Source organism: Streptomyces sp. NPDC048664, assembly GCF_040650555.1.
Lineage (GTDB): Bacteria > Actinomycetota > Actinomycetes > Streptomycetales > Streptomycetaceae > Streptomyces.
Genome location: NZ_JBEZHK010000001.1, coordinates 353,504 through 375,453, shown reverse-complemented (window position 1 = coordinate 375,453; position 21,950 = coordinate 353,504). Strand labels below are relative to the sequence as shown.

The 21,950-nt window shown below is 71.8% G+C and carries 22 protein-coding genes; 9 read left to right on the top strand and 13 right to left on the bottom strand.

Translation table 11 applies throughout. The features are described from left to right. Positions 1 to 54: 54 nt before the first annotated feature. Positions 55 to 1,047, top strand: a complete 993-nt coding sequence (gene hemB, locus AB0C59_RS01745) for a porphobilinogen synthase (protein WP_363000115.1) — start codon at positions 55 to 57, stop codon at positions 1,045 to 1,047. A 19-nt stretch (positions 1,048 to 1,066) separates the two neighbouring features. Here hemB and AB0C59_RS01740 read toward each other — a convergent pair whose 3' ends face one another. The 4 genes from AB0C59_RS01740 to AB0C59_RS01725 form a co-directional block, all read right to left on the bottom strand. Further along, positions 1,067 to 1,999 carry an aminoglycoside phosphotransferase family protein gene (locus tag AB0C59_RS01740; RefSeq protein WP_363000114.1) on the bottom strand — a complete coding sequence of 311 codons (933 nt, stop codon included), beginning with the start codon at positions 1,997 to 1,999 and terminating at the stop codon, positions 1,067 to 1,069. 88 nt (positions 2,000 to 2,087) lie between these two features. Continuing rightward, a complete protein-coding gene (locus tag AB0C59_RS01735) occupies positions 2,088 to 2,906 on the bottom strand; it encodes a DUF4253 domain-containing protein (protein ID WP_363000113.1) in 819 nt (272 codons plus the stop codon). 48 nt (positions 2,907 to 2,954) lie between these two features. Next, on the bottom strand, positions 2,955 to 3,200 hold the full coding sequence (locus tag AB0C59_RS01730; RefSeq protein ID WP_363000112.1) for a DUF397 domain-containing protein: 246 nt from the start codon (positions 3,198 to 3,200) through the stop codon (positions 2,955 to 2,957). Beyond that, positions 3,200 to 3,982: a helix-turn-helix transcriptional regulator gene (locus tag AB0C59_RS01725; RefSeq protein ID WP_363000111.1), complete on the bottom strand. Its 783-nt coding sequence runs from the start codon at positions 3,980 to 3,982 to the stop codon at positions 3,200 to 3,202. The genes AB0C59_RS01730 and AB0C59_RS01725 overlap by 1 nt, the downstream gene beginning before the upstream one ends. Before the next feature lie 175 nt (positions 3,983 to 4,157). On the opposite strand from AB0C59_RS01725, the gene AB0C59_RS01720 reads away from it, so the two are divergent. Beyond that, positions 4,158 to 4,586, top strand: a complete 429-nt coding sequence (locus AB0C59_RS01720; RefSeq protein ID WP_363000110.1) for an ATP-binding protein — start codon at positions 4,158 to 4,160, stop codon at positions 4,584 to 4,586. On the opposite strand, the gene AB0C59_RS01715 is transcribed toward AB0C59_RS01720, so the two are convergent. After that, positions 4,576 to 5,340, bottom strand: coding sequence for a DUF4232 domain-containing protein (locus AB0C59_RS01715; protein ID WP_363000109.1), 765 nt, complete (start codon positions 5,338 to 5,340; stop codon positions 4,576 to 4,578). The genes AB0C59_RS01720 and AB0C59_RS01715 overlap by 11 nt on opposite strands. Before the next feature lie 223 nt (positions 5,341 to 5,563). Between AB0C59_RS01715 and AB0C59_RS01710 the strand changes: the two genes are divergently transcribed. Then, the gene (locus AB0C59_RS01710) at positions 5,564 to 6,868 is read left to right on the top strand and encodes a helix-turn-helix domain-containing protein (RefSeq protein WP_363000108.1); all 1,305 of its coding nucleotides are present in this window, start codon (positions 5,564 to 5,566) and stop codon (positions 6,866 to 6,868) included. On the opposite strand, the gene AB0C59_RS01705 is transcribed toward AB0C59_RS01710, so the two are convergent. The 3 genes from AB0C59_RS01705 to argS form a co-directional block, all read right to left on the bottom strand. Beyond that, the gene (locus AB0C59_RS01705) at positions 6,846 to 7,724 is read right to left on the bottom strand and encodes an RNA polymerase sigma-70 factor (RefSeq protein ID WP_363000107.1); all 879 of its coding nucleotides are present in this window, start codon (positions 7,722 to 7,724) and stop codon (positions 6,846 to 6,848) included. The genes AB0C59_RS01710 and AB0C59_RS01705 overlap by 23 nt on opposite strands. Beyond that, the gene (locus AB0C59_RS01700; protein ID WP_363000106.1) at positions 7,721 to 8,278 is read right to left on the bottom strand and encodes a carboxymuconolactone decarboxylase family protein; all 558 of its coding nucleotides are present in this window, start codon (positions 8,276 to 8,278) and stop codon (positions 7,721 to 7,723) included. Before AB0C59_RS01700 ends, AB0C59_RS01705 begins: the two co-directional genes overlap by 4 nt. A gap of 164 nt (positions 8,279 to 8,442) precedes the next feature. After that, a complete protein-coding gene (argS, locus tag AB0C59_RS01695; protein ID WP_363000160.1) occupies positions 8,443 to 10,206 on the bottom strand; it encodes an arginine--tRNA ligase in 1,764 nt (587 codons plus the stop codon). A 237-nt stretch (positions 10,207 to 10,443) separates the two neighbouring features. Between argS and lysS the strand changes: the two genes are divergently transcribed. Continuing rightward, positions 10,444 to 12,189 (top strand): lysine--tRNA ligase, encoded by a 1,746-nt coding sequence (gene lysS / locus AB0C59_RS01690; protein WP_363000105.1) that lies wholly within the window; start codon positions 10,444 to 10,446, stop codon positions 12,187 to 12,189. 140 nt (positions 12,190 to 12,329) lie between these two features. Beyond that, the gene (locus AB0C59_RS01685; protein ID WP_363000104.1) at positions 12,330 to 13,202 is read left to right on the top strand and encodes an endo alpha-1,4 polygalactosaminidase; all 873 of its coding nucleotides are present in this window, start codon (positions 12,330 to 12,332) and stop codon (positions 13,200 to 13,202) included. Between the two features lie 181 nt (positions 13,203 to 13,383). Here the strand turns inward: AB0C59_RS01685 and AB0C59_RS01680 are convergent, their stop codons facing one another. From AB0C59_RS01680 to AB0C59_RS01670, 3 genes are all read right to left on the bottom strand, one after another. Beyond that, the gene (locus tag AB0C59_RS01680; RefSeq protein WP_363000103.1) at positions 13,384 to 14,823 is read right to left on the bottom strand and encodes a DUF2637 domain-containing protein; all 1,440 of its coding nucleotides are present in this window, start codon (positions 14,821 to 14,823) and stop codon (positions 13,384 to 13,386) included. A 93-nt stretch (positions 14,824 to 14,916) separates the two neighbouring features. Further along, complete coding sequence (locus AB0C59_RS01675) at positions 14,917 to 15,879, bottom strand: DUF3558 domain-containing protein (RefSeq protein WP_363000102.1); 963 nt, start codon at positions 15,877 to 15,879, stop codon at positions 14,917 to 14,919. 126 nt (positions 15,880 to 16,005) lie between these two features. Then, a complete protein-coding gene (locus tag AB0C59_RS01670; protein ID WP_363000101.1) occupies positions 16,006 to 16,866 on the bottom strand; it encodes a DUF3558 domain-containing protein in 861 nt (286 codons plus the stop codon). Positions 16,867 to 17,070: 204 nt separating this feature from the next. Between AB0C59_RS01670 and AB0C59_RS01665 the strand changes: the two genes are divergently transcribed. Then, on the top strand, positions 17,071 to 18,264 hold the full coding sequence (locus tag AB0C59_RS01665) for an RtcB family protein (protein ID WP_363000100.1): 1,194 nt from the start codon (positions 17,071 to 17,073) through the stop codon (positions 18,262 to 18,264). Between the two features lie 63 nt (positions 18,265 to 18,327). On the opposite strand, the gene AB0C59_RS01660 is transcribed toward AB0C59_RS01665, so the two are convergent. Beyond that, a complete protein-coding gene (locus AB0C59_RS01660; protein WP_363000099.1) occupies positions 18,328 to 19,092 on the bottom strand; it encodes an SDR family oxidoreductase in 765 nt (254 codons plus the stop codon). A gap of 93 nt (positions 19,093 to 19,185) precedes the next feature. Beyond that, complete coding sequence (locus AB0C59_RS01655) at positions 19,186 to 19,524, bottom strand: YnfA family protein (RefSeq protein WP_363000098.1); 339 nt, start codon at positions 19,522 to 19,524, stop codon at positions 19,186 to 19,188. Between AB0C59_RS01655 and AB0C59_RS01650 the strand changes: the two genes are divergently transcribed. The 3 genes from AB0C59_RS01650 (at position 19,523) to AB0C59_RS01640 (ending at position 21,945) form a co-directional block, all read left to right on the top strand. Next, positions 19,523 to 20,140, top strand: coding sequence for a hypothetical protein (locus AB0C59_RS01650; RefSeq protein WP_363000097.1), 618 nt, complete (start codon positions 19,523 to 19,525; stop codon positions 20,138 to 20,140). The genes AB0C59_RS01655 and AB0C59_RS01650 overlap by 2 nt on opposite strands. A gap of 99 nt (positions 20,141 to 20,239) precedes the next feature. After that, positions 20,240 to 21,334 carry an LLM class flavin-dependent oxidoreductase gene (locus AB0C59_RS01645; protein WP_363000096.1) on the top strand — a complete coding sequence of 365 codons (1,095 nt, stop codon included), beginning with the start codon at positions 20,240 to 20,242 and terminating at the stop codon, positions 21,332 to 21,334. Continuing rightward, complete coding sequence (locus tag AB0C59_RS01640; RefSeq protein WP_363000095.1) at positions 21,331 to 21,945, top strand: FMN reductase; 615 nt, start codon at positions 21,331 to 21,333, stop codon at positions 21,943 to 21,945. The genes AB0C59_RS01645 and AB0C59_RS01640 overlap by 4 nt, the downstream gene beginning before the upstream one ends. Positions 21,946 to 21,950: the final 5 nt, after the last annotated feature.

Sequence of the window (21,950 nt, the reverse complement as noted above, 5' to 3'; positions counted from 1 at the left end):
GGCCCGACGGGCCGTCGGCAAAAGGACCCCGGCGGCGGGCGTAGCGTAGAAGGCATGACGAAGTACGGTTCCTTCCCCGGTAGCCGTCCCCGGCGGCTGCGCACCACGCCCGCCATGCGCCGTATGGTCGCGGAGACCCGGCTGCACCCCGCCGACTTCATCCTTCCCGCCTTCGTGCGGGAGGGCGTCAGCGAGCCGGTGCCGATCGCCGCGATGCCCGGCGTCGTGCAGCACACGCGGGACAGCCTGAAGAAGGCGGCCGCCGAGGCGGTGGAGGCGGGAGTCTCCGGGATCATGCTGTTCGGTGTGCCGGAGGAGTCGAAGAAGGACGCGGCGGGGACGCCGGGCACGGACCCGGAGGGCATCCTCCAGGTGGCCATCCGCGACGTGCGCGCCGAGGTCGGCGACGACCTGCTCGTCATGTCCGACCTCTGCCTGGACGAGACCACCGACCACGGTCACTGCGGCGTCCTGGACGAGCAGGGTCGGGTCGACAACGACGCCACGCTGGAGCGGTACGCCGAGATGGCGCAGGTGCAGGCCGACGCGGGCGCCCATGTGGTGGGGCCCAGCGGGATGATGGACGGCCAGATCGGCGTCGTCCGAGACGCGCTCGACCAGATCGGACGCGACGACGTCGCGATCCTCGCCTACACCGCGAAGTACTCCTCCGCGTTCTACGGCCCCTTCCGCGAGGCCGTCGGCTCATCGCTCCAGGGTGACCGCAAGACCTACCAGCAGGACCCGGCCAACTGGCGCGAGTCCCTGCGGGAGCTGGCCCTGGACCTGGAGGAGGGCGCCGACATGGTGATGGTCAAGCCGGCGGGTCCCTACCTCGACATTCTCGCCCGGGTCGCGGACGAGGTGGACGTGCCGGTGGCGGCGTACCAGATCTCCGGCGAGTACTCGATGATCGAGGCGGCGGCGGAGAAGGGCTGGATCGACCGCGACCGCGCGATCATCGAAACCCTCACGGGCATCAAGCGCGCCGGCGCCCGCTCCATCCTCACGTACTGGGCCACGGAGGCGGCGCGCAAGCTGGCGTGACCCCGTCGTCGGTGGAGCCTCACCCGCTCGTGCCGAACCACAGGTCCGCCAGGGCGTCCAGGCGGGGTTCCTTGGGGGTGGGGAGGATCTGGAGGTAGAGCGGGAGGTCGCTGTACACGTGCAGGAGCGTGTAGGCGAGGAGCTGGCGGGGGTCGTGCGGGGCGCGGCCGTAGGCCTCGTGGAAGCGGCGCAGCAGGCGGGGGTCGGCGCAGGTGATGAACAGGCCCACGCTCACGAAGTCGTAGGCCGGGTCGCCGATCATCGCCGGCTCGAAGTCGAACAGGCCCGTCAGACGGCGTCCGTCGCGCATGTCGACGGTCAGATGCTCCCGCATGAACTCGGTGTGCAGCAGCACCCGTTCGCCTGAGGCGGGCAGGGACACCGAGGCCAGGAACGCCGGGATGCGGCTCAGCCACGGCTCCCGCACCCCGCCCGCCGCATGGTGTTCCAGGGCCCGGGCGCGCCGCCGGGCCAGGAAGGCCTCCCAGTCCACGGGGCCCACCACGTCCGACAGCGGCTTGTGGTCCATCGCGTGCAGCGCGGCCAGCATCTCGGCCGACTCCGTGACGACCCGGTCCTGCTCCGCCGCCGTGAACCGGTGCCACACCTCGGCCACGCTGTAACCGGGCAGCCGGGACATCAGGACGAAGCGCCAGCCGTTGCCGCACTCGTCGGTGGCGAGCAGGCGGGGTGTGGGCAGCGGGAGTTGACCCCACAGGTGGGACAGCACCCGCGCCTCCCGGACGGCCTTCGCCACCTCCACCCGCGGATACAGCTTCAGTACGAGGTCCCCGCCCACCGCGTAGACGGGCAGGGACCCCTGGTCGAAGCGGCGCACCGGCAGCCCCACCAGGCCCAGTTGACCGCAGATGTCGAGGACGGCCGGGCGGAGCACCGCCTCGTCGTCGGCTATCGCTTCCAACTCGTCGATCGTGTCCACGCTCGGCAGCATGCGCCGCATGCTAGGGCTCACCGGTGCCGTGCGCGGGGCGAAAGCGGTTTGTTCGCCCGTCCGTGTCAGACCGGTGAGCGGAGCGCCCTCAGTCCCACCAGAAGGACCACACGTGCCGCCCGAGCAACTCCTCCTCGGCGTAGGCGCGCAGGGAGTCGTGGTAGCCCTGGGTGATGTTGTCCGGGCAGAACGCGAAGTGCTCGGCGGCGACCGCCTCCGCCTCCGCGGCCGTGGCCGGCGGTGCCGCGACCGACAGGACGAGCCGGTCGAAGGTGAGGGCGAGGACCCGTATGCCGAAGCGGTCCTCCCAGGAGCGGAGCACCGAGCACAGGACGGCCGTGTCGCTCTCGTAGTTCATCGGCCCCGTCCAACCGATGGCCGCCGGAATGTCCGCCGAGCGGCGGGCCGGCACCAGGGCCAGGCGAGGGTCGTGGAACCACGATCCCGAGTCCAGCAGCCCGTCCACGACCTCGGCGGCCCTGCTGTCGGGGTCCGCCTCCAGCTTGAGCGCGGCGGCCGCGCCCGGCCAGTCGGCCCCGTACGGCTCGAGGATGTCCTCGATGTCCTCGCCGTCCGCCTCGCCCTCCCAGAACTCGGCCAGCAGCTCCGCCCCGTCGTGGTCCCCCGGGTACGACATGGAGCCGGGCGCCAGGTTCCACTCCCGCGGCCCCCCGTGCGGTCCGCCCACGTCCAGGAGCACCGGCAGCAGCCCCACCCGTACGCCGCGCGCACCGAGCCGCGCCCAGTTGCCGGACGAGGCCGTGCGCCCGGCGTGCCACAGCAGCGGCTCGGGCCAGCGGCCCTCGTCCGTGGTGTCGATCAGTGCCCCGGGCGGGAGTTCCAGCCCGAGCGCGCGCCCACTCGGATCGGACGCGAGGCCGGGCAGCGGATTGGGAAGTGTCGCCATGTCGGGTGACTGTAGGCGCCCCCACTGACGACTCCCCCGCAGGGGCGTCTAACCAGCCGCGTAACCGGTGAAGGCCGCCCAGCCGGCGGGGCTGATCCGGAGGGTGGGGCCGTCCTCGGGGTTCTTGGAGTCACGGATGTGGACGGCGTGGGAGCAGGTGGCGACCTCTACGCACTGGCCGCCTTCGCTGCCGCTGTAGCTGGATTTGCGCCAGGTGTACGCGACTTCGAGGCACTGGCCGCCTTCGTCACCGCTGTAGGACGACTTGAACCACTGGCGCGCTTCGGTGCTCATTACTCTCCTAGCAGGCGGTCGAGCAGGCCCATGGAGCGCTGAGGCGTCAGAGCCTGTGTCCGCAGCATCGCATATTTGCGTGCCAGGATGGACACTTCGTCCGCGTCCGAGATCCACTGGCTACCGCGCTGTGTCTCGGCGTAGGCGAGGTGCTGGTGGTCCGGGGTTTCCAGGAGGGTGAACGGGCCGTTCAGGCCTGCATGGTCCGGGCTGTCCAACGGCAGGAACTGGAGTGTCACGGCGGGGAGTTCCGCGACCGTGCGCAGATGGCGGAGCTGCTCCCCCTGCACCTCCGGGCCGCCGATCCTCAGGCTCAGCACCGGCTCCCAGACGACGAAGCTCAGCGTCGGCGGAGTCTTGCGGAAGAGGATCTCCTGGCGTTCGAGCCGCGCGGCCGTCTTGGCCGTCACCTCGTCCTCGTCGTAGGCGGGCACGCGGTTGCGCAGTACCGCGCGGGCGTACGCCTCCGTCTGGAGGATGCCGGGGATCACCAGCGCGTCGTACCAGGACAGGGCGATCGCCGCGTACTCGTGGTTGATGTACGCCTCCACGTAGAACGGGAACGGGTCGATGTCGGGCAGCTCCTGCGCCCCGGCCGTCAGCGTGCCCTTCGTGTCCAGGATGTCGTCCAGGACCCCGGCCGTGTCCGTCGGCAGGTTCCGGCGGCCCTGTTCGTACGACGCGATCGTCTCCTCGTCCGCGCCGAGCCGGACGCCCAGCTCCCGTTGGGTGAGGCCCGAGGCCCGTCGTGCCCTGCCGAGCTGACGGCCCAACATCGTCATGGCCGTGGAGTTCCTCTTCCGCGGCTGCTTCCTGGGTGTCATGCCGGTTCAACTCCCCGTGCCGCCCGCGCGTGACGCTCTGGGTGCTCGTACACATCTCGGAGAACCCGTACAAAAACCGGTGTACGGGGTGGCGCACTGCCTCACTCTAGTCACGCACAGCGACACTCGTCCCGTGATCGAGACAACCCAACTGCCACCCCTGCGCGAGCGGTTCTTCCCGCGCGAGCGCCGTTCCGTGCCCGCCGCGCGGCAGTTCACCCACGAGACGCTCACCGGCTGGGGGCTCGCCGGCACCGAGCGCGGCGACGACATCCTCCTGTGCGTCAGCGAGCTGGCGACCAACGCCCTGCTCCACGGGGTGCCGCCCGGGCGGCAGTTCCTGGTGTTCCTGCGGTACGACGGGACCCTGCTGCGGCTGGAGGTGCACGACAGCGGGCCCGGCACCCCGCGCCTCGCCGATCAGGCCGACGAGAGTGAGCGCGGGCGCGGGCTGCTGCTGGTCGCCGCGCTCGCCGACAAGTGGGGAGTCGGCGAGCGCGCGCTGGGCAAGGTCGTGTGGTGCGAGTTCGCCTCCGCACCCGGGCGGGACCTCAGGAGGTGAGGGCGTCGGCGGCGCTCGTCAGCCAGTAGGTCGACGTCAGCTTGCTGTCGTAGTACACGCCCTTGGCGGGCAGGGAGACACGGGCCGAGGCGCCGCCGTCGCTGCCGGGGGTCGTCCCCTGGAACATGACGGCCAGGCTGTGGCCCGTGGTGCCGTTCTCTCCGCTGCCGTCGGCGGCGGAGAGGAGCACACCCGCGTAGCCGGACTCGCCGGGCGCCAGCGTGGTCACGGCCTGCGGCCGGCTCTCCTTGAACGCGCCGGGCGCCCACTGCATCTCGTCGAACCGCAGGTAGGGGTAGTACATCAGGTTGCACGGCTTGGACCCGATGTTCTTGGCGGTGAGCAGCATGTGGTTCAGGGGGCGGGACACGACCTGCGCGGTCACCCTGATGTCGGCGCCGTTGCAGATGGCCGAGACCGCGGAGGACGATCCGCCGCTCTGGCCGCCCTTGCCGCTTTTGCCGCCGGACGCGGAGGTGCCCGAGGAGCCCTTGCCCGTCCCGGCGTTCGCGCCCGTTCCGGTGCCGCCCGTGGAACCGCCGGACGTGGAAGCGGAGTCCGTACCTGTGCCGGTGCTCCCCGCGCCCTGCCCGGACGTGCCCTGCGACACGGACGACGCAGGGGGCACCGACGCCTGCCCTTCGTCCTTCGTGCCCGTGCCGTCGTCGCACGCCGTCAGCGTCAGTGCCGCGAGCGCGGCGGTGGCGAGCAGAGCGGTACGGGTGCGGGTGCGGGCGGTACGGATGGTGCGCATGGCGGGCGGTCCCCGTTCGTGGGTCGGGTGGGTGTACGTCGCCCAGCCGGTGGGCGGGGGCGGCGTGCTTGGATGACAAGAGCGTGCGGGGGGCCTTGTCCCGGCCGCCAGACCCTGCGGGCCATCAGGGACACTGGGACGCCTTTGGCGCCTCTGAGCTGCGAGAACGACCTGTCCCCGGGACGCCGAACGGGACACGAGGAGTGGAGGAACGGTGCCGGGGGTGGACGAGGCTGCCGAGTTCGGGCGCCTGCTGAGGGGCCTGAAGGAACGTTCCGGACTGAGCTACGGCGTGCTGGCCAAGCGGCTCCACCTGAGCACGTCGTCGCTGCACCGGTACTGCAGCGGGGAGGTCGTGCCGACGGACTACGGGCCCGTCGAGCGGCTGGCCCGGCTCTGCAGGGCGTCGCCGGAGGAACTGGTCGAACTGCACCGCTGCTGGGTGCTGGCGGACGCGGTGCGGGACCGGAAGGCCGGCAAGGGGAACGCCGTACGGGAGGCGGGGCGCGGGAGCGCGGTGGGGGCCGTGGCTCCGGACGCCCCGGAAGCCGTCGCCTCCGAGACCCCCGAGGTCCCCGAACCTGGGGTGACCGCTCCCGAGCCGAGCGCCTCCGCACCGGTAGCCCCTTCGGTTGCCGAGACTCCTGCGACTTCTGAGGTTCCCGAGCCCCACGCGTCCCGTGCCCCCCGCACCCGGCGGGGACGTCTTCGCCCGGCCGTGCTCCTTCCCCTCGGCGCGCTCGTCGCGGTGGGCGCCGTCCTCCTGGCGTGGCAGCCCTCCCTGGGCCTGGGCTTGGGCGGGGGCGACGCGAGGCCCTCCGCCGCGGCCTCGACCGCCGGGGCGGGCAAGGAGACGGACGGCATACCCGGGACCCGGCCGGGGGAGCGGTCCCCGGGCGCGACGTCCGGTGCCGCCGCCGGGGCCGCCGTCCCGCTGACGTACAACGCACGCCCGTACGCCTGGGAAGACCCCTGCAGCCAGCACTACCTCATCGACCGCTCCCCGGAGCACGTGTCGCCGCCGCCCACCGAACAGGACGCACCGGGCTGGGTGTCGGCGTTCGGCGCGGTGTCCTCGGGGGAGCAGTACGTCGCGCTCACCCTTCAGGGCAAGGGCGCCGAGACCGTCGTCCTGGAGCATCTGAACGTGCGGGTGGTGTCGTCGGGCGCCCCGCTGGCGTGGAACGACTACAGCATGGGCGTCGGCTGCGGCGGCGGCGTGCCCTCCACGGCGTTCGACGTCGACCTGGACGCGGGCCACCCGGCCGCCAAGCCCGCCGGGGGCCAGCGCGACCTGCCGCTGAAGGTGAGCGAGTCCGACCCGGAGGTCTTCTCCGTCCTCGCCCGGACCACCGCGCACGACGTGCGCTGGTACCTGGAACTGGAGTGGTCCAGCGGCTCCCGGCACGGGGTCGTGCAACTCGACGACCACGGCAGGCCGTTCCACGCCAGCGGCGGCGCGGGCCGGCCCGGCTACGACTTCCCGCTCGGCGCCAACGGCTGGATCAGCCGGACGTCCCCCCAGTGAGCCGGACCCGGGTGAGCTTGTCGGGGTTGCGGATCAGCCGGATCGCGCTGATGGTGCCGTCCGCCGCCAGGTCCAGGCAGGCGACCGTGTCCAGACGGGTAGCCGAGGTGAACAGATGCCCCGGCTCGCCGTTGACCAGCACCTCGCGCACACCCGCGTCCGGTACGGGGACGGAGAGGACCCCGAGCAGCCAGCGGGCGACCTTGTCGGCGCCGTGGATCGGGCGCAGCGCGGCACGGACCTTCCCGCCGCCGTCCGTCCAGGCGGCCACGTCGGGGGCGAGCATGGCCATCACCTGGTTGATGTCCCCGCCCAGGCACGCGGCCTGGAACTCGGCGGCGACCTTGCGCCGTACCTCGGTGGGGGCGTCGTAGCGTGGCCGCCGGGCCCGCACATGGGCGCGGGCCCGGCTGCCGACCTGGCGCACCGACGCCTCGGTGCGGTCCAGCATCCCGGCGATCTCGGCGAACCCGAAGTCGAACACCTCCCTGAGGACGAACACCGCCCGCTCCAGCGGCGACAGCGTCTCCAGCACCACCAGCATCGCCAGGGAGACCGCCTCCGCCCGCTCGACGTCGCCACCGGCGTCCGGCTCGGTCACCAGCGGCTCCGGCAGCCAGGGGCCGACGTACGACTCGCGCTGGACGGCGGCCGACCGGGCCCGGTTGATCGCCAGGTTGGTGACGGTGCGGCAGAGGTAGGCGCGCGGGTGCGTGACCGACGCGACGTCGACGGCGCTCCACTTGAGCCAGGCGTCCTGGAGGATGTCCTCGGCGTCCACGACACTGCCCAGCATCCGGTAGGCGACACCGAACATCACCGGCCGGTGCTCCTCGAAGAGTTCAAGCGCGCTCACGCAGGTGACGGTACCGCGCAGCGATCGGAGAAGCCCTGGCCGGTCAGGCCGAAGGCGCTGTTCATGCGGGAGCGCAGGTTCTCCACGGCGACCATGGCGGTCAGCTCGACGAACGCGGGCTCGCCGAGCCGCTCGACCAGCCGGGCCGCCAGGTCGTCGGTGACGGACGGCTGCGTCTGACACATCGCCTCGGCGAACTCCATGACGTCCTGCTCCAGTGCGGTGAACACCTCGCGCTGCTGGCGCCAGGCCGGCACGGCGCGCAGCTTCTCGGTCGGCACGCCCTGGTTGTGGGCCTCCCAGTAGCCGAAGTCGGTGCACCAGGAGCAGCCGATCGCATGCGCACTGGCCATCACCGCGAGCGTCTTGAGCCGCGGGTCCAACGCGTCCCACTTGGCGAGCGACAGCTCGAACCGCAGGTCGCTCAGCATGACCTTGCGGTTGTGGGCCAAGGCCCGAGCCGGGTCGAGGACGGTGCCGTAGGTGCGCCTGGAGTACCACTCGCCGATGCGGTACAGCAGGGTGCGCGGCGGATCGAGCGAGACACGGGCCATGGGGTCGCCTCCGGTCGGACGTGTGCGTTCCTGGGTCACCGGAGAAGACAGAAGAGGCCGCCGGAGTGTGACATGTCTGGCGGGTCTCGGGCGCGACCGTGCTCTGAACTGTGATGCCCCAGGCCGTACGTGCTGTGCACGTCGGGCCTGGGGCATCATCGGGCTCAGAGCTTTGCCGGTGTCCTGATGCCCAGGAGGGCCATGCCCTCGTGGAGGGTGCGGGCCGTGATGTCGCACAGGAACAGGCGGTTCTCGACCTGTGCGGGCGTCTCGGCCTTCAGGACCGGGCACTTGTCGTAGAACGACGTGTACAGCGACGCCAGCTGGTAGAGGTACGCGGCCAGCTTGTGCGGCGCGTACTCCCGGGCCGCCTCCGCCACCGTCTCCGCGAACTGGTCCGCGTGCAGGCCCAGCGCGCGCTCGGCGTCCGACAGGTCCAGCTCGGGGTGCGCGGACGGGCGGACCTCGCCGGCCTTGCGCAGGATCGACTGGATACGGGCGTAGGCGTACTGGAGGTAGACCGAGGTGTCGCCGTTCAGCGACACCATCTGGTCCAGGTCGAACTTGTAGTCGCGGCTCGCCGACGTCGACAGGTCCGCGTACTTCACCGCGCCGATGCCCACCGGGGTGCCGCGCTCGGCGATCTCCTGCTCGGACAGGTCCTGCGCCTTCTCCCGGACGACGGCGCTGGCGCGCTCCACGGCCTCGTCCAGCAGGTCCTGGAGCTTGACCGTCTCACCCTCACGGGTCTTGAACGGCTTGCCGTCCTTGCCCAGCACCGTGCCGAACGCGAGCTGCTGCGCGGTCACGTCGTCGTTGAGCCAGCCCGCCCGGCGGGCCGTCTCGAAGACCATCCGGAAGTGCAGCGCCTGCCGCGCGTCCACGACGTACAGCAGGGTGGTCGCCTTCAGGTTGAAGACACGGTCCCGGATCGCGGACAGGTCGGTGGCCGCGTAGCCGAAGCCGCCGTCGGACTTCTGCACGATCAGCGGGACCGGGTTGCCGTCGGGGCCCTTGATGTCGTCGAAGAACACGCACAGGGCGCCCTCGGAGCGCACCGCGACGCCGGACTCCTCCAGCAGGCGGCAGGTCTCGTGGAGCATGTCGTTGTAGCCCGACTCGCCGACGATGTCGGCGTCGCGGACCTCCATGTCCAGCTTCTCGAAGACGGAGAAGAAGTAGATCTTCGACTCGTCCACGAACTTCTGCCACATGGCGAGCGTGCGCGGCTCACCGGCCTGGAGGTCGACCACCCGGCGCCGGGCGCGCGTCTTGAACTCCTCGTCGGAGTCGAACAGCCTCCGCGCGGCCTTGTAGAGGCGGTCCAGGTTCGACATCGCCTCCTCGCCGCTGATCCCGCCCGCCTTGTGGTCCAGCTCGTGCGGGTGCTCGTCCAGGTACTGGATGAGCATGCCGAACTGGGTGCCCCAGTCGCCGATGTGGTGCCGGCGCACGACGCTCTCGCCGGTGAACTCCAGCAGCTTGACCACGGCGTCACCGATGACCGCGGACCGCAGGTGCCCGACGTGCATCTCCTTCGCCACGTTCGGCTGCGCGTAGTCGATGACCGTCGTGCCCGGGTGCTCCGCGAACGGCACGCCGAGGCGGCCCTCGGGGTCGGCGGCACGGGCGGCGAGGGTCTCGGTGATCGCCCTGTCGGTGAGCGTGATGTTGAGGAAGCCGGGGCCGGACACCTCGACGTCCCTGATCAGGTCACCGGCGACGACCTGCGCCACGACCTGGGTCGCCAGCTCGCGCGGGTTCGCCTTCGCCTTCTTGGCGAGCGCCAGGATCCCGTTGGCCTGGTAGTCGGCCCGGTCGCTTCGTCGCAGCAGCGGGTCCGCACCGGCGGCCTCCGGCAGGGCGGCCGTGAGGGCGGTGGCGAGACGCTGGTGGACAGAGGCGGTGAGGGACTGGACCGAGGCCATGGGGTGGATGCCGTTCTCCTCGTGCGTACGGATAGACACGGCCAGTATCCCATGGGGGGTAAAGCGGTTTTCCCGCGCTCGGGCGGGGTCCGGCGCGTGTGGCGCCCCGGGGTGAGGGCGATCACGGTAAGGGTTTGAGAAGGGGTTTTCGCGGATGACCGGGCGGCAGGGACAATGGAGCGGTCAGCCGTGTGACCACACCGGTTGGTTCGAGGGAAACTTCCAGGAAAGAAGGACGTGCCGATCGTGGCTCAGAGCACCGAGACCACCGACTGGGTCTCCCGTTTCGCGGATGAGGTCATCGAGGAGTCGGAGCGTCGGGCCCCGGGCAAACCGGTCGTCGTCGCCTCGGGCCTGTCCCCCTCCGGACCCATCCACCTGGGCAACCTGCGCGAGGTCATGACCCCGCATCTCGTCGCCGACGAGGTCCGCCGCCGGGGCCACCAGGTGCGGCACCTCATCTCCTGGGACGACTACGACCGCTACCGCAAGGTGCCCCGGGGCATCGACGGTGTCGACGAGTCCTGGGCCGCGCACATCGGCAAGCCGCTGACCTCGGTCCCGGCCCCCGAGGGCTCCGCGTACCCGAACTGGGCCGAGCACTTCAAGGCCGCCATGGTCGCCGCGCTCGCCGAGATGGGCGTCGAGTTCGACGGAATCAGCCAGACGGAGCAGTACACCTCGGGCACTTACCGCGAGCAGGTCCTGCACGCCATGAAGCACCGGGCCGACATCGACGCGATCCTGGACCAGTACCGGACCAAGCCCAAGGCCGTCGGCAAGAAGCAGCAGCAGAAGCCCGTGGACGAGGCGGAGCTGGAGGCGGCCGAGGGCTCGGGCGCCGCCGCCGAGGACGACGGCAGCGCGGGCTCCGCCGGCTACTTCCCGTACAAGCCGTACTGCGGCGGCTGCGGCAAGGACCTCACCACGGTCACGTCCTACGACGACGAGACCACCGAGCTGGCGTACACGTGCACGGAGTGCGGCTTCGCCGAGACCGTGCGGTTGAGCGAGTTCAACCGCGGCAAGCTGGTCTGGAAGGTCGACTGGCCGATGCGGTGGGCGTACGAGGGCGTCGTGTTCGAGCCGAGCGGCGTCGACCACTCCTCGCCGGGCTCCAGCTTCCAGGTCGGCGGCCAGATCGTCGGGATCTTCGGCGGGCAGCAGCCCATCGGCCCGATGTACGCCTTCGTGGGCATCAGCGGCATGGCGAAGATGTCCTCGTCCAAGGGCGGCGTGCCGACGCCCGGCGACGCGCTGAAGATCATGGAGCCGCAGATCCTGCGTTGGCTCTACGCCCGCCGCCGCCCCAACCAGTCCTTCAAGATCGCCTTCGACCAGGAGATCCAGCGGCTCTACGACGAGTGGGACAAGCTGGAGGCCAAGGTCGCCGACGGCTCCGCGCTGCCCGGTGACGTGGCCGCGCACACCCGGGCGACCGGGACGGCCGCCGGTGCGCTGCCCGCCACCGCGCGCCCGCTGTCCTACCGCACCCTCGCCTCCGTCGCCGACATCACCGCCGGGCACCAGGACCAGGCGCTGCGCATCCTGTCCGAGCTGGACCCCGCGAACCCGCTCGGCTCGCTGGACGAGGCCCGGCCGCGGTACGACAAGGCCGAGGCCTGGATCAACACCCAGGTCCCGGCCGACCAGCGCACCATCGTGCGCGCCGAGCCCGACGCCGAGCTGCTGAAGTCCCTGGACGAGCAGGACCGGGGCTCGCTGCGCCTGCTGCTCGACGGGCTCGCCGAGCACTGGTCGCTGGACGGGCTCAGCCACCTCGTCTACGGCGTCCCGAAGGTCCAGGCCGGCTTCTCCGCCGACGCGACGCCCAAGGAGCTGCCGCCGGAGATCAAGACGGCCCAGCGGACGTTCTTCGTGCTGCTGTACACCCTGCTGGTCGGCCGGGACACCGGCCCGCGCCTGCCCACGCTGCTGCTGGCCGTGGGCCAGGACCGGGTGCGGACCCTGCTGGGCGCGTGACGACGCGCTGACGGCCCCGGGCCGAGCGACACGAGGCCCCCGTACGGTGCGATGACGCCGTACGGGGGCCTCGCGCTGTGCGCGGCGGCCTGTCTCCCCTTCTTCTTGTCCGCCTGACGAACCGATGGAGTGTGCCGAGCATGCGTGTCCGGATCCTTCCCCGTCGATCGGCCGTGGCGCTCGCGCTGTCGGTCGCCGCCGCCCTGTTCGCCGCCACGGCCTGTGCGAGCGGTGGGCACCCGGGGGAGGCGCCGCCCTCGTCCGGGGGCCCGGCCAAGGGCCCCGCCGAGGTGGCGCCTCCGCCCGTCCACGCGGGCTTCGACTACCAGCTCGGCGGCCCCTCCACCCCGCCGGCCGGGGTGTCCGTCGTGGTCCGCGACCACACGGCGCCGCCCGCGCCGGGGAAGTACAACATCTGCTACGTCAACGCCTTCCAGGCCCAGCCGGGCGCGGAGAAGGAGTGGGACGCCGATCTGCTGCTGCGCGACACGGCGGGCAAGGTCGTCATGGACAAGGAGTGGGGGGAGGCGATGCTCGACGTCCGCACCGGCGCCAAGCGCGAGCGGATCGCGCGGAAGGTGAACACCTGGATCGACGGGTGCGCGGCCAAGGGCTATCGGGCGGTCGATCCGGACAACTACGACAGCTACACCCGTGTGCCCCGAGGGCTGCTCGCCGCGGACGACGCGAAGGCGCTCCTCTCCCTGCTGGCCGCCCACGCGCACGCCAAGGGCCTGGCCGTCGGCCAGAAGAACACCCCGCAGCTCGCTGCCGCCCGCAGGACGGTCGGCGCCGACTTCGCGGTGGTGGAGGAATGCGGCCAGTACGACGAATGCGGGGACTACGCCGCGGCGTTCGGCGACCACGTGCTCGTGATCGAGTACACCGAGGGCGGCATGAGGAAGGCGTGCCGGGGCTGGGGCGACAGGATGAGCATCGTCCGACGGGACCTGGACCTCGTGCCCGGCGGCGACAAGGGCCATCTGCGCGAGACCTGCGACGAGGTCGGCTGAGGGCTGTCCCGTAATCCCGCGCGCCCGCTGGGGATTGCGGGACCGCCCTCAGAGCCGGACAGCCCCAAGGACTGCCGCCCATGCGCCGCAAGGGTGTAGCGGGGCCGTAGGCGGTCGCCGGCCGGATGTGACACGCGTGAGGCCGGGACCCGGGTCCCGGCCTCACGCCGCGCCACCGGCGCTACGCGATGTGGTCCTCCATCAGCTCGCTGTTGAGGCGGGCGGCGAACTGGTCCATGTACTGGTTCAGTTCACGGGACTTCAGGCGCAGCCCGTAGGCGGCCTCGACGTTGGCGGCGAAGGCGCCGGGCGTCGGCATGCCCTCGCCCGCGATCGACTGCCGGAAGACCTGGTACAGCTCCTCGTCCGAGGGTGTCGCCTCCTGCACGCCCTCGCCCATGGGGCGCATGCCGCCGGCCCCGTTCGGCACCTGGAACGGGGGCTCGGTCGCGTCGGTCGCCTCGGAGTCCTGGGGCCGGGGGGCCGCCGTCTGCTCCTGCGCCTGCCCCTGCGCCTGCCCCTGCGCCTGGGCCTGGGCCTGGGCCTGGGTCTGCTGGGTCTCGGCGTCGGGTTCGGGTGAGCGGGGCTGGGGCACGGGGATGTGCTGCAACTGGTTCTCGTACCACCAGGGCTGGTCCTGCTGCTCCGGGTCGTACGAGGGCGGCTGGAAGTTCGGGTCGTAGCCGCCGTGGTACTGCTGCGCCTGCGGATGCGTCTGGAACCACTGGCTCGACGCCTCCGCGCCGGCCGGGGGCTGCCCCGGGGCTCCGGAGGGCTGCGGCGCTTGGGGTGCCTGCGGTGCCTGCGGTGTCTGGGGTGCCTGGGGCGGCTGCGGTGCCCCGGACTCCAGCTCGCCGGCCGCGGGCGCGGCGGCCGGAGCGACCGCGACGGTCTCGGGCTGCGTGGCCGCGACGGCCGGGATCAGCTGCGGCTCGATGCCCGCCGCCGCGAGACCCGAGGGGGCCGTCTCCGCCAGCGGGACGCCGTAACGCGCCAGGCGCAGCGGCATGAGCGACTCCACCGGAGCCTTGCGGCGCCAGGCGCGGCCGAACCGGGAACGCAGCCGGGCCTGGTAGACGAGACGTTCCTGCTCCAGCTTGATCACCTGCTCGTAGGAACGCAGTTCCCACAGTTTCATCCGGCGCCACAGCAGGAACGTGGGCAGCGGGGAGAGCAGCCAGCGGGTGAGGCGCACGCCCTCCATGTGCTTGTCCGCGGTGATGTCCGCGATCCGTCCGACCGCGTGCCGGGCCGCCTCGACCGCGACCACGAACAGCACCGGGATCACCGCGTGCATCCCCACACCCAGCGGGTCCGGCCAGGCCGCCGCGCCGTTGAACGCGATGGTCGCCGCCGTCAGCAGCCACGCGGTCTGACGCAGCAGGGGGAAGGGGATGCGGATCCAGGTCAGCAGCAGGTCGAGGGCCAGCAGGACGCAGATGCCCGCGTCGATGCCGATCGGGAAGACATAGCTGAAGTCGCCGAAGCCCTTCTTGAGGGCCAGGGCGCGTACGGCGGCGTACGAGCCCGCGAAGCCGATCCCGGCGATGACGACGGCACCGGTGACCACCACGCCTATGAGCACGCGGTGCATCCGAGTCAACTGCAGTGGCGCGGCCACCTGGACTCCCCTCCCTTTGCGTGTTGTTGCGCGCAACAGGGTGGCACATGCCTGCCGCGCACGGGTGGCCGGTTCGGGTGGAACCCGGTCCGGTCAGTCCTTCTTCGCGGCCGAAGCGGAGGCGGACGGCGACGCGTCCTTCGCCGAGCCCTTCGCAGCGCTGTGGGACGGGTCCGCCGACGCGGACTTCGACGGGGACGCGCCCTTCGACGGGGCCTCGCTCGCGCCGCCGTCGCCGTGGTTGGCCGCCGTCACCGCGGACACGGCCTCCTTGGCGGCCCGCACCGCCGCCTTGGCCAGGTCGTCGGCGTCCGGGGTCTTGTCCCCGGCCAGGCCCGCGCCGTTGTAGTCGACGCTGATGACGACGTTCTGGGCGCGTGCCACCACCGTCTGCTGCTTGAAGGCGCCTTCCTTCTTCTTCAGGTCGTAGCGCACCGCCGTCGCCTGGTCGCCCACCCCGGTGGCCGCCTCCGCCTTGGTGTTCTTCGCGCCCGTGGCGGACTGGGCGTCCTTCACCTGGTCCGCGTAGTACTCCTGCGCCCGCTTGTTGCCGTCGCCGCGCGCGGCGTCCGAGTCGAAGCGCAGCAGGGATATGTTCAGCCAGCGGAACTGCGAGCCCTTGACGCCGTTGTTCTGCAGGCTCGTCCACGAGCAGCTGCCACGGTCGGACGGGTCGTTCGACGACCCCTTCTTGCCGGACTTGGCGCTCTTCGGCACCAGGTCGCCCAGTGTCTTGCCGGACACCGCCGAGCACGGGTCGGGCAGCTTGCCGTAGACGGCCGGCCGCACCGCGGGCGCCGACGAGGTGCTCTGCGAGGGCTGCCCCGCGGAGCTCTGCTGCCCGGTGCCGCTCGGCGTGGAGCCGGCGTCGGAGGACGAGGAGGAGGAGGAGCAGCCGGCGGCGACGAGCACGGCCGGCACGGCCGCCGCGCAGACGAGGAGGCGGCGAAGGCCGGCGCCCCGGCGGTCCGGCCGGCGCTCGCCCTCACCGAGGGGATCGAGCCGGTCGCGCTGATCTCGCTGGTCGAGCTGGTCTCGCTGTGCAGGTCGGTGCATGGTTCCTTCACTCAATGACGCTCGTGGATCGTGCGGTCGGATCGGGTCCGAGGGGCCACGGTACGCGGTGGTGACGTGTGCGGTACGGGGTTCGGTTCCCTGGCCGGCCGTGGACGCCGGGGTCCGTCAGCCGAGCGAGCCGTCCAGCTGCTGAGCCAGTTTCCTGGCCTTGTCCTGCATGTCCTTGCTGTCCGGGACGGTCGTCGTGGTGGCCGGCTGCTCGTCGTACTCGATGGTCACGATCACGTTGGACGTGCGGAACACCACAGTCACCGTGCGCTGCTGGGTGGTGCCGAGCCGGTCGTCCAGGAACGCCTCGTCGCCGAGGTCGTCCAGCGTCCGCGGCTGGAGGTCCGCGGGGGGTCCGGAGGGGGTGGCCGTGGACGGCGAGGCGGACCCGGAGGGCGCGGAGGCGGACGAGGAGGGGGTCACGGACCGGGACGGCGGCGGGGAGGACGACGAGGACGCGGACCCGGAGGGGGTGCCGCCGGCGTCCGCCGTGCCGCTGCCGCCCGGGGCGCCGCTGGTCGCGCTCGCGTCCGGGATGTTCGCGGCCTTCGCCTTGCCCGCGTACACCTGGTCGGCCCGGTCGTCGTCGGAGACCGTGTTGTCGTACGACACCACGCGCTCGAAGTCGACGGACAGGTGGTCCGTCGCGGAGCCGGACTCGGCCTTCCAGCGGCAGGCCGAACGCCGGTCGTTGTTGTACGTGGGCACGGCGTCGCCCTGGTAGGCCCGGTCGCGCTGCTCCTGGTCCGGCGTCTGCCTGATCCCCGGCAGGAGCGCGTCGAGGGTGTCGTGCCGCACCGCGGCGCAGGCGTCGGACAGGCTGCGGTACCGGCCGGGCTGGGCCGCGGGCGCGCTCGCGGTGGAGTCGCCCGCCTTGGAGTCCGGCGCCGCGTCGCCGCTGCCGGAACCGCCGGTGCAGGCGGTCAGCAGGGCCGCGAGGAGGGCCGCGGCGCCCGGTACGTACGCCTTCCGCTGCACGGTGAGGCTCCTCTCGACGGCGTCGGGGTGGGGTGTGTCCGCTGCTTATTCGGTTGCCGCACGGGGCGGCACCCTGGAGACAATGTGTATCGCACGCACTGCCGTGGATGCCGGTCCGCTGTCCGTTACGTAGACCTGTGCTCCGGTTTTGCGTTACAAGACTTTTGTTTTACTTCTGTTGGTTGCCGGGGGAATGAGGGTGAAATGTCATACATAGAGATGCCGGGGGCGAAGGTACCCATCCGGATGTGGACGGACCCGGCGACGGTCGAGGACGTCGCGCTGCGGCAGCTCCAGAACGTGTCGACGCTGCCGTGGATCAAGGGCCTCGCGGTGATGCCGGACGTCCACTACGGCAAGGGCGCGACGGTCGGCTCCGTGATCGCCATGCAGGGGGCCGTGTGCCCTGCGGCGGTGGGGGTGGACATCGGGTGCGGGATGTCGGCGGTGAAGACGTCGCTGACCGCGAACGACCTGCCCGGCGACCTGTCACGGCTGCGGTCGAAGATCGAGCAGGCGATCCCGGTGGGCCGGGGCATGCATGACGACCCCGTGGACCCGGCAGGGTTCCACGGCCTGGCCACGGCCGGGTGGGACGGGTTCTGGGGGCGGTTCGACGGCGTCGCGGAGGCGGTGCGGTTCCGGGAGGAGCGGGCCCACAAGCAGATGGGCACGCTGGGGTCGGGAAACCACTTCGTGGAGTTCTGCCTCGACACGGAGGGCTGCGTCTGGTTGATGCTGCACTCCGGGTCCCGCAACATCGGCAAGGAGCTCGCCGAGCACCACATCGGCGTGGCGCAGAAGCTGCCGCACAACCAGGGCCTGGTCGACCGGGACCTCGCGGTCTTCGTCTCGGACACCCCGCAGATGGCGGCCTACCGCAACGACCTGTTCTGGGCGCAGGAGTACGCCAGGTACAACCGCACCCTCATGATGGCGCTCCTGAAGGACGTGGTCCGCAAGGAGTTCAAGAAGGCGAAGCCGCTGTTCGAGCCGGAGATCTCCTGCCACCACAACTACGTGGCCGAGGAGCGGTACGAGGACATGGACCTGCTGGTCACCCGCAAGGGCGCGATCCGCGCCGGGGTCGGCGAGTACGGCATCATCCCGGGCTCCATGGGCACGGGCTCGTACATCGTGAAGGGCCTCGGCAACGAGAGGGCCTTCAACTCCGCGTCGCACGGTGCGGGCCGCCGGATGAGCCGCAACGCGGCCAAGCGCCGGTTCACGACCAAGGACCTGGAGGAGCAGACGCGGGGCGTGGAGTGCCGCAAGGACTCCGGTGTCGTGGACGAGATCCCGGGCGCGTACAAGCCGATCGAGCAGGTCATCGAGCAGCAGCGGGACCTGGTGGAGGTCGCGGCGCACCTCAAGCAGCTCGTCTGCGTCAAGGGCTGAGCGGTTCCGGGTCCCGGGGAGACGGGGGGACCCGGGACCGGTCACTTCAGGGCGGCGCCGGGGTCACAGTTCCCGGTGGACCTTGGTGTTCGAGGCCTGGGCGCGGGGGCGCAGGACCAGGAGGTCCACGTTGACGTGGCTGGGGCGGGTGATCGTCCAGGCGATCGTCTCCGCCACGTCCTCGGCGGTGAGCGGCTCCGCCACGCCCGCGTAGACCTTCTCCGCCTTCTCCGTGTCGCCGCCGAAGCGGGTCAGGGCGAACTCGTCGGTCTTGACCATGCCGGGGGCGATCTCGATGACGCGCACCGGCTTGTCGACGATCTCCAGGCGGAGGGTCTCGGCGAGGACGTGGGCGCCGTGCTTGGCGGCGACGTAGCCCCCGCCGCCCTCGTAGGTGCCGTGGCCCGCGGTGGAGGACACGACCACCACCGTGCCGTCGCCGCTCGCCTCCAGCTTGGGGAGCAGGGCCTGGGTCAGGTTCAGCACGCCGATGACGTTCGTCTCGTACATCGTGCGCCAGTGGCCCGGGTCGCCGGTGGCGACCGGGTCGGCGCCGAGCGCGCCGCCGGCGTTGTTGACCAGGACGCCGATGGTCTGGAACGCGGTGGCGAACTCGTCCACCGCCGCGCGGTCCGTCACGTCCAGCTGGTAGGCCGTCGCCGAGTGCCCGGCCGTGCGGATCTCCTCGGCGACCGCCTCGATGCGGTCCTTGCGGCGCGCGGTGAGCACGACGCGGTAGCCGGCTTCGGCCAGCGCCCGCGCGGTGGCGGCACCGATGCCGCTGCTCGCCCCGGTGACGACGGCGATGCGGGATGCGGGGGCGGGCATGGGGTGCTCCTCGGGTCGGCGCGGGGCATACGGGCGGTGCGGTGCGGGGGCCGGTACGGCGGCCCTCCTGACGACCAGCCTAGGTCGTCGCCCTCAGGCGCCGCTTCTCGGTGCCCACATGATCATGGCCATGCCCGCCAGGCAGATCAGGGCGCCGGTCACGTCCCAGCGGTCCGGGCGGTAGCCGTCCGCGACCATGCCCCAGGCCAGCGAGCCCGCCACGAAGATGCCGCCGTACGCGGCCAGGATGCGGCCGAAGTGCGCGTCCGGCTGGAGGGTGGCGACGAAGCCGTAGGCGCCGAGCGCGATGACGCCCGCCCCGATCCACAGCCAGCCGCGGTGTTCCCGCACTCCCTGCCAGACGAGCCAGGCGCCGCCGATCTCGAACAGCGCGGCGACGACGAACAGGGTGATCGAGCGCAGGAGCAGCATGCGGTCACTGTCGCACGCCGCCCGCCCCGGGCCGTGGGTCACCTGCCCGGCGGCGCCTGCCGTGCCGGTCGCGTGGCATACATGCGGTGAGACCAGGGCGTACGCGGACGATGTGACGGGAGTGGCGGCAGTGGTGGCAGCGGCGAGCAAGGCGTGGGTGTCCGGCGTGGTGGGTGCGGTCCTGGCCGCGGGGTCGGCCGTGCCCGCGGTGGCCCTGCCGGGCGGGGCCGGGCTCGGGCTCGCGTATCACGGGTACGTGGACATGGGGCGCGGCGAGGTCAACGTACGGCTCACCCCGTGGAACAGCGGTGCCGCGCCCGTCGTCGGCGCCACCGTGCGGCTGCGCTGGTCCGTGCCGCTCGCGGACGAGCAGCGGCTGCCGGACGGCTGCGAGCGGCACGACGCCACGAGCGTGGTGCTGTGCCGTGCGGGGGCCGTCGCCGGGCACGGCAGGGGCGCGGAGATCCATGTGCGCGTGCGGCTCGCGGATCCGACGGCCGACGAGGTGAGCATGGAGATCGACTCCCTGGCGGCCGGGGACGCGGCGGACCGGGACCCCGGCGCCGACCGTCAGCAGGTGGTCGTCCTGGAGACCGGGGTCCGGTACACCTTCTGAGCCCCCGGCTGCCGGGTGTCGGGCGCGGAATAGCGCGGAGGGCTCTGTCGTTCCGAGTGTATAGTTGAATTATCAACCACTCGGAAGGTGTGAGCGGACATGCAGTTCGGGATCTTCAGCGTCGGTGACGTCACCATGGACCCGACCACGGGGCGGACGCCGACCGAGCGCGAGCGGATCAAGGCCATGGTCGCCATCGCGCTGAAGGCCGAGGAGGTCGGCCTCGACGTCTTCGCCACCGGCGAGCACCACAACCCGCCGTTCGTGCCGTCCTCGCCGACCACCATGCTCGGCTACATAGCCGCGCGGACCGAGAAGCTGGTCCTCTCCACCTCCACCACCCTCATCACCACCAACGACCCGGTGAAGATCGCCGAGGACTTCGCGATGCTCCAGCAGCTCGCGGACGGTCGGGTGGACCTCATGACGGGGCGCGGCAACACGGGCCCCGTCTACCCCTGGTTCGGTCAGGACATCCGCCAGGGCATCAACCTCGCGATCGAGAACTACGCCCTGCTGCACCGGCTGTGGCGCGAGGACGTGGTGAACTGGAAGGGCACGTTCCGCAGCCCGCTCCAGGGCTTCACCTCCACGCCCCGCCCCCTGGACGGCATACCGCCGTTCGTCTGGCACGGCTCCATCCGCTCCCCGGAGATCGCCGAGCAGGCCGCGTACTACGGCGACGGCTTCTTCCACAACAACATCTTCTGGCCCGCCGACCACACCAAGGCCATGGTCGAGCTGTACCGGGAGCGCTACGCGCACTACGGCCACGGCACCCCCGAGCAGGCGATCGTGGGCCTGGGCGGACAGGTGTTCATGCGCAGGAACTCCCAGGACGCGGTGCGCGAGTTCCGCCCCTACTTCGACAACGCCCCGGTCTACGGGCACGGGCCGTCCCTGGAGGAGTTCACCGAGCAGACCCCGCTGACGGTGGGGTCGCCGCAGCAGGTGATCGAGAAGACGCTGGCCTTTCGCGCGTACGCGGGCGACTACCAGCGCCAGCTCTTCCTGATGGACCACGCCGGGCTGCCCCTGAAGACCGTGCTGGAGCAGATCGACCTGCTCGGCGAGGAGGTCGTGCCGGTGCTGCGCGAGGAGTTCGCCAAGGGCCGCCCGGCCGACGTGCCGGACGCCCCCACCCACCGGTCGCTGCTCGCGGCCCGGGGCTCCGCCGAGGAGGTGGCCGCGTGAAGCTCGTCGTCGTCTCGGCGGGGCTGAGCGTCCCCTCGTCCACACGGCTGCTGGCCGACCGGCTGGCCGCCGCCGTGGCGGAGCGTGCCCCCGTGGACGTCCGGGTGGTCGAGCTGCGCGACCTCGCCGTGGAGATCGCGCACCACCTCACCAACGGGTTCCCGGGGCGGGCCCTGGCCGAGGCCCTGGACGCGGTGCGGCGGGCCGACGGGCTGATCGTCGTCACCCCGGTGTTCGCGGCGTCGTACAGCGGACTGTTCAAGTCCTTCTTCGACGTCCTCGACAAGGACGCGCTGGAGGGCAAGCCCGTCCTCGTCGCGGCGACCGGCGGCACCGCCCGCCACTCCCTGGTCCTGGACCACGCCCTGCGCCCGCTGTTCTCCCACCTGCGGGCCGTCGTCGCCCCGACGGGCGTCTACGCGGCCTCCGAGGACTGGGGCGCCGAGGGGCTGCCCGAGCGGATCGCACGGGCGGCGGGGCAGCTGGCGGGCCTGATGGGCGCCGCGCCGCCCGCTCCCCGGGAGCCCGAGGGCGCGCACGGCTTCCGGGTGGTGCCGTTCGAGGAGCAGCTGGCGGCGCTGGCGTCGCGCGCCGGGGGCGGGGCGTCGTAACCGCC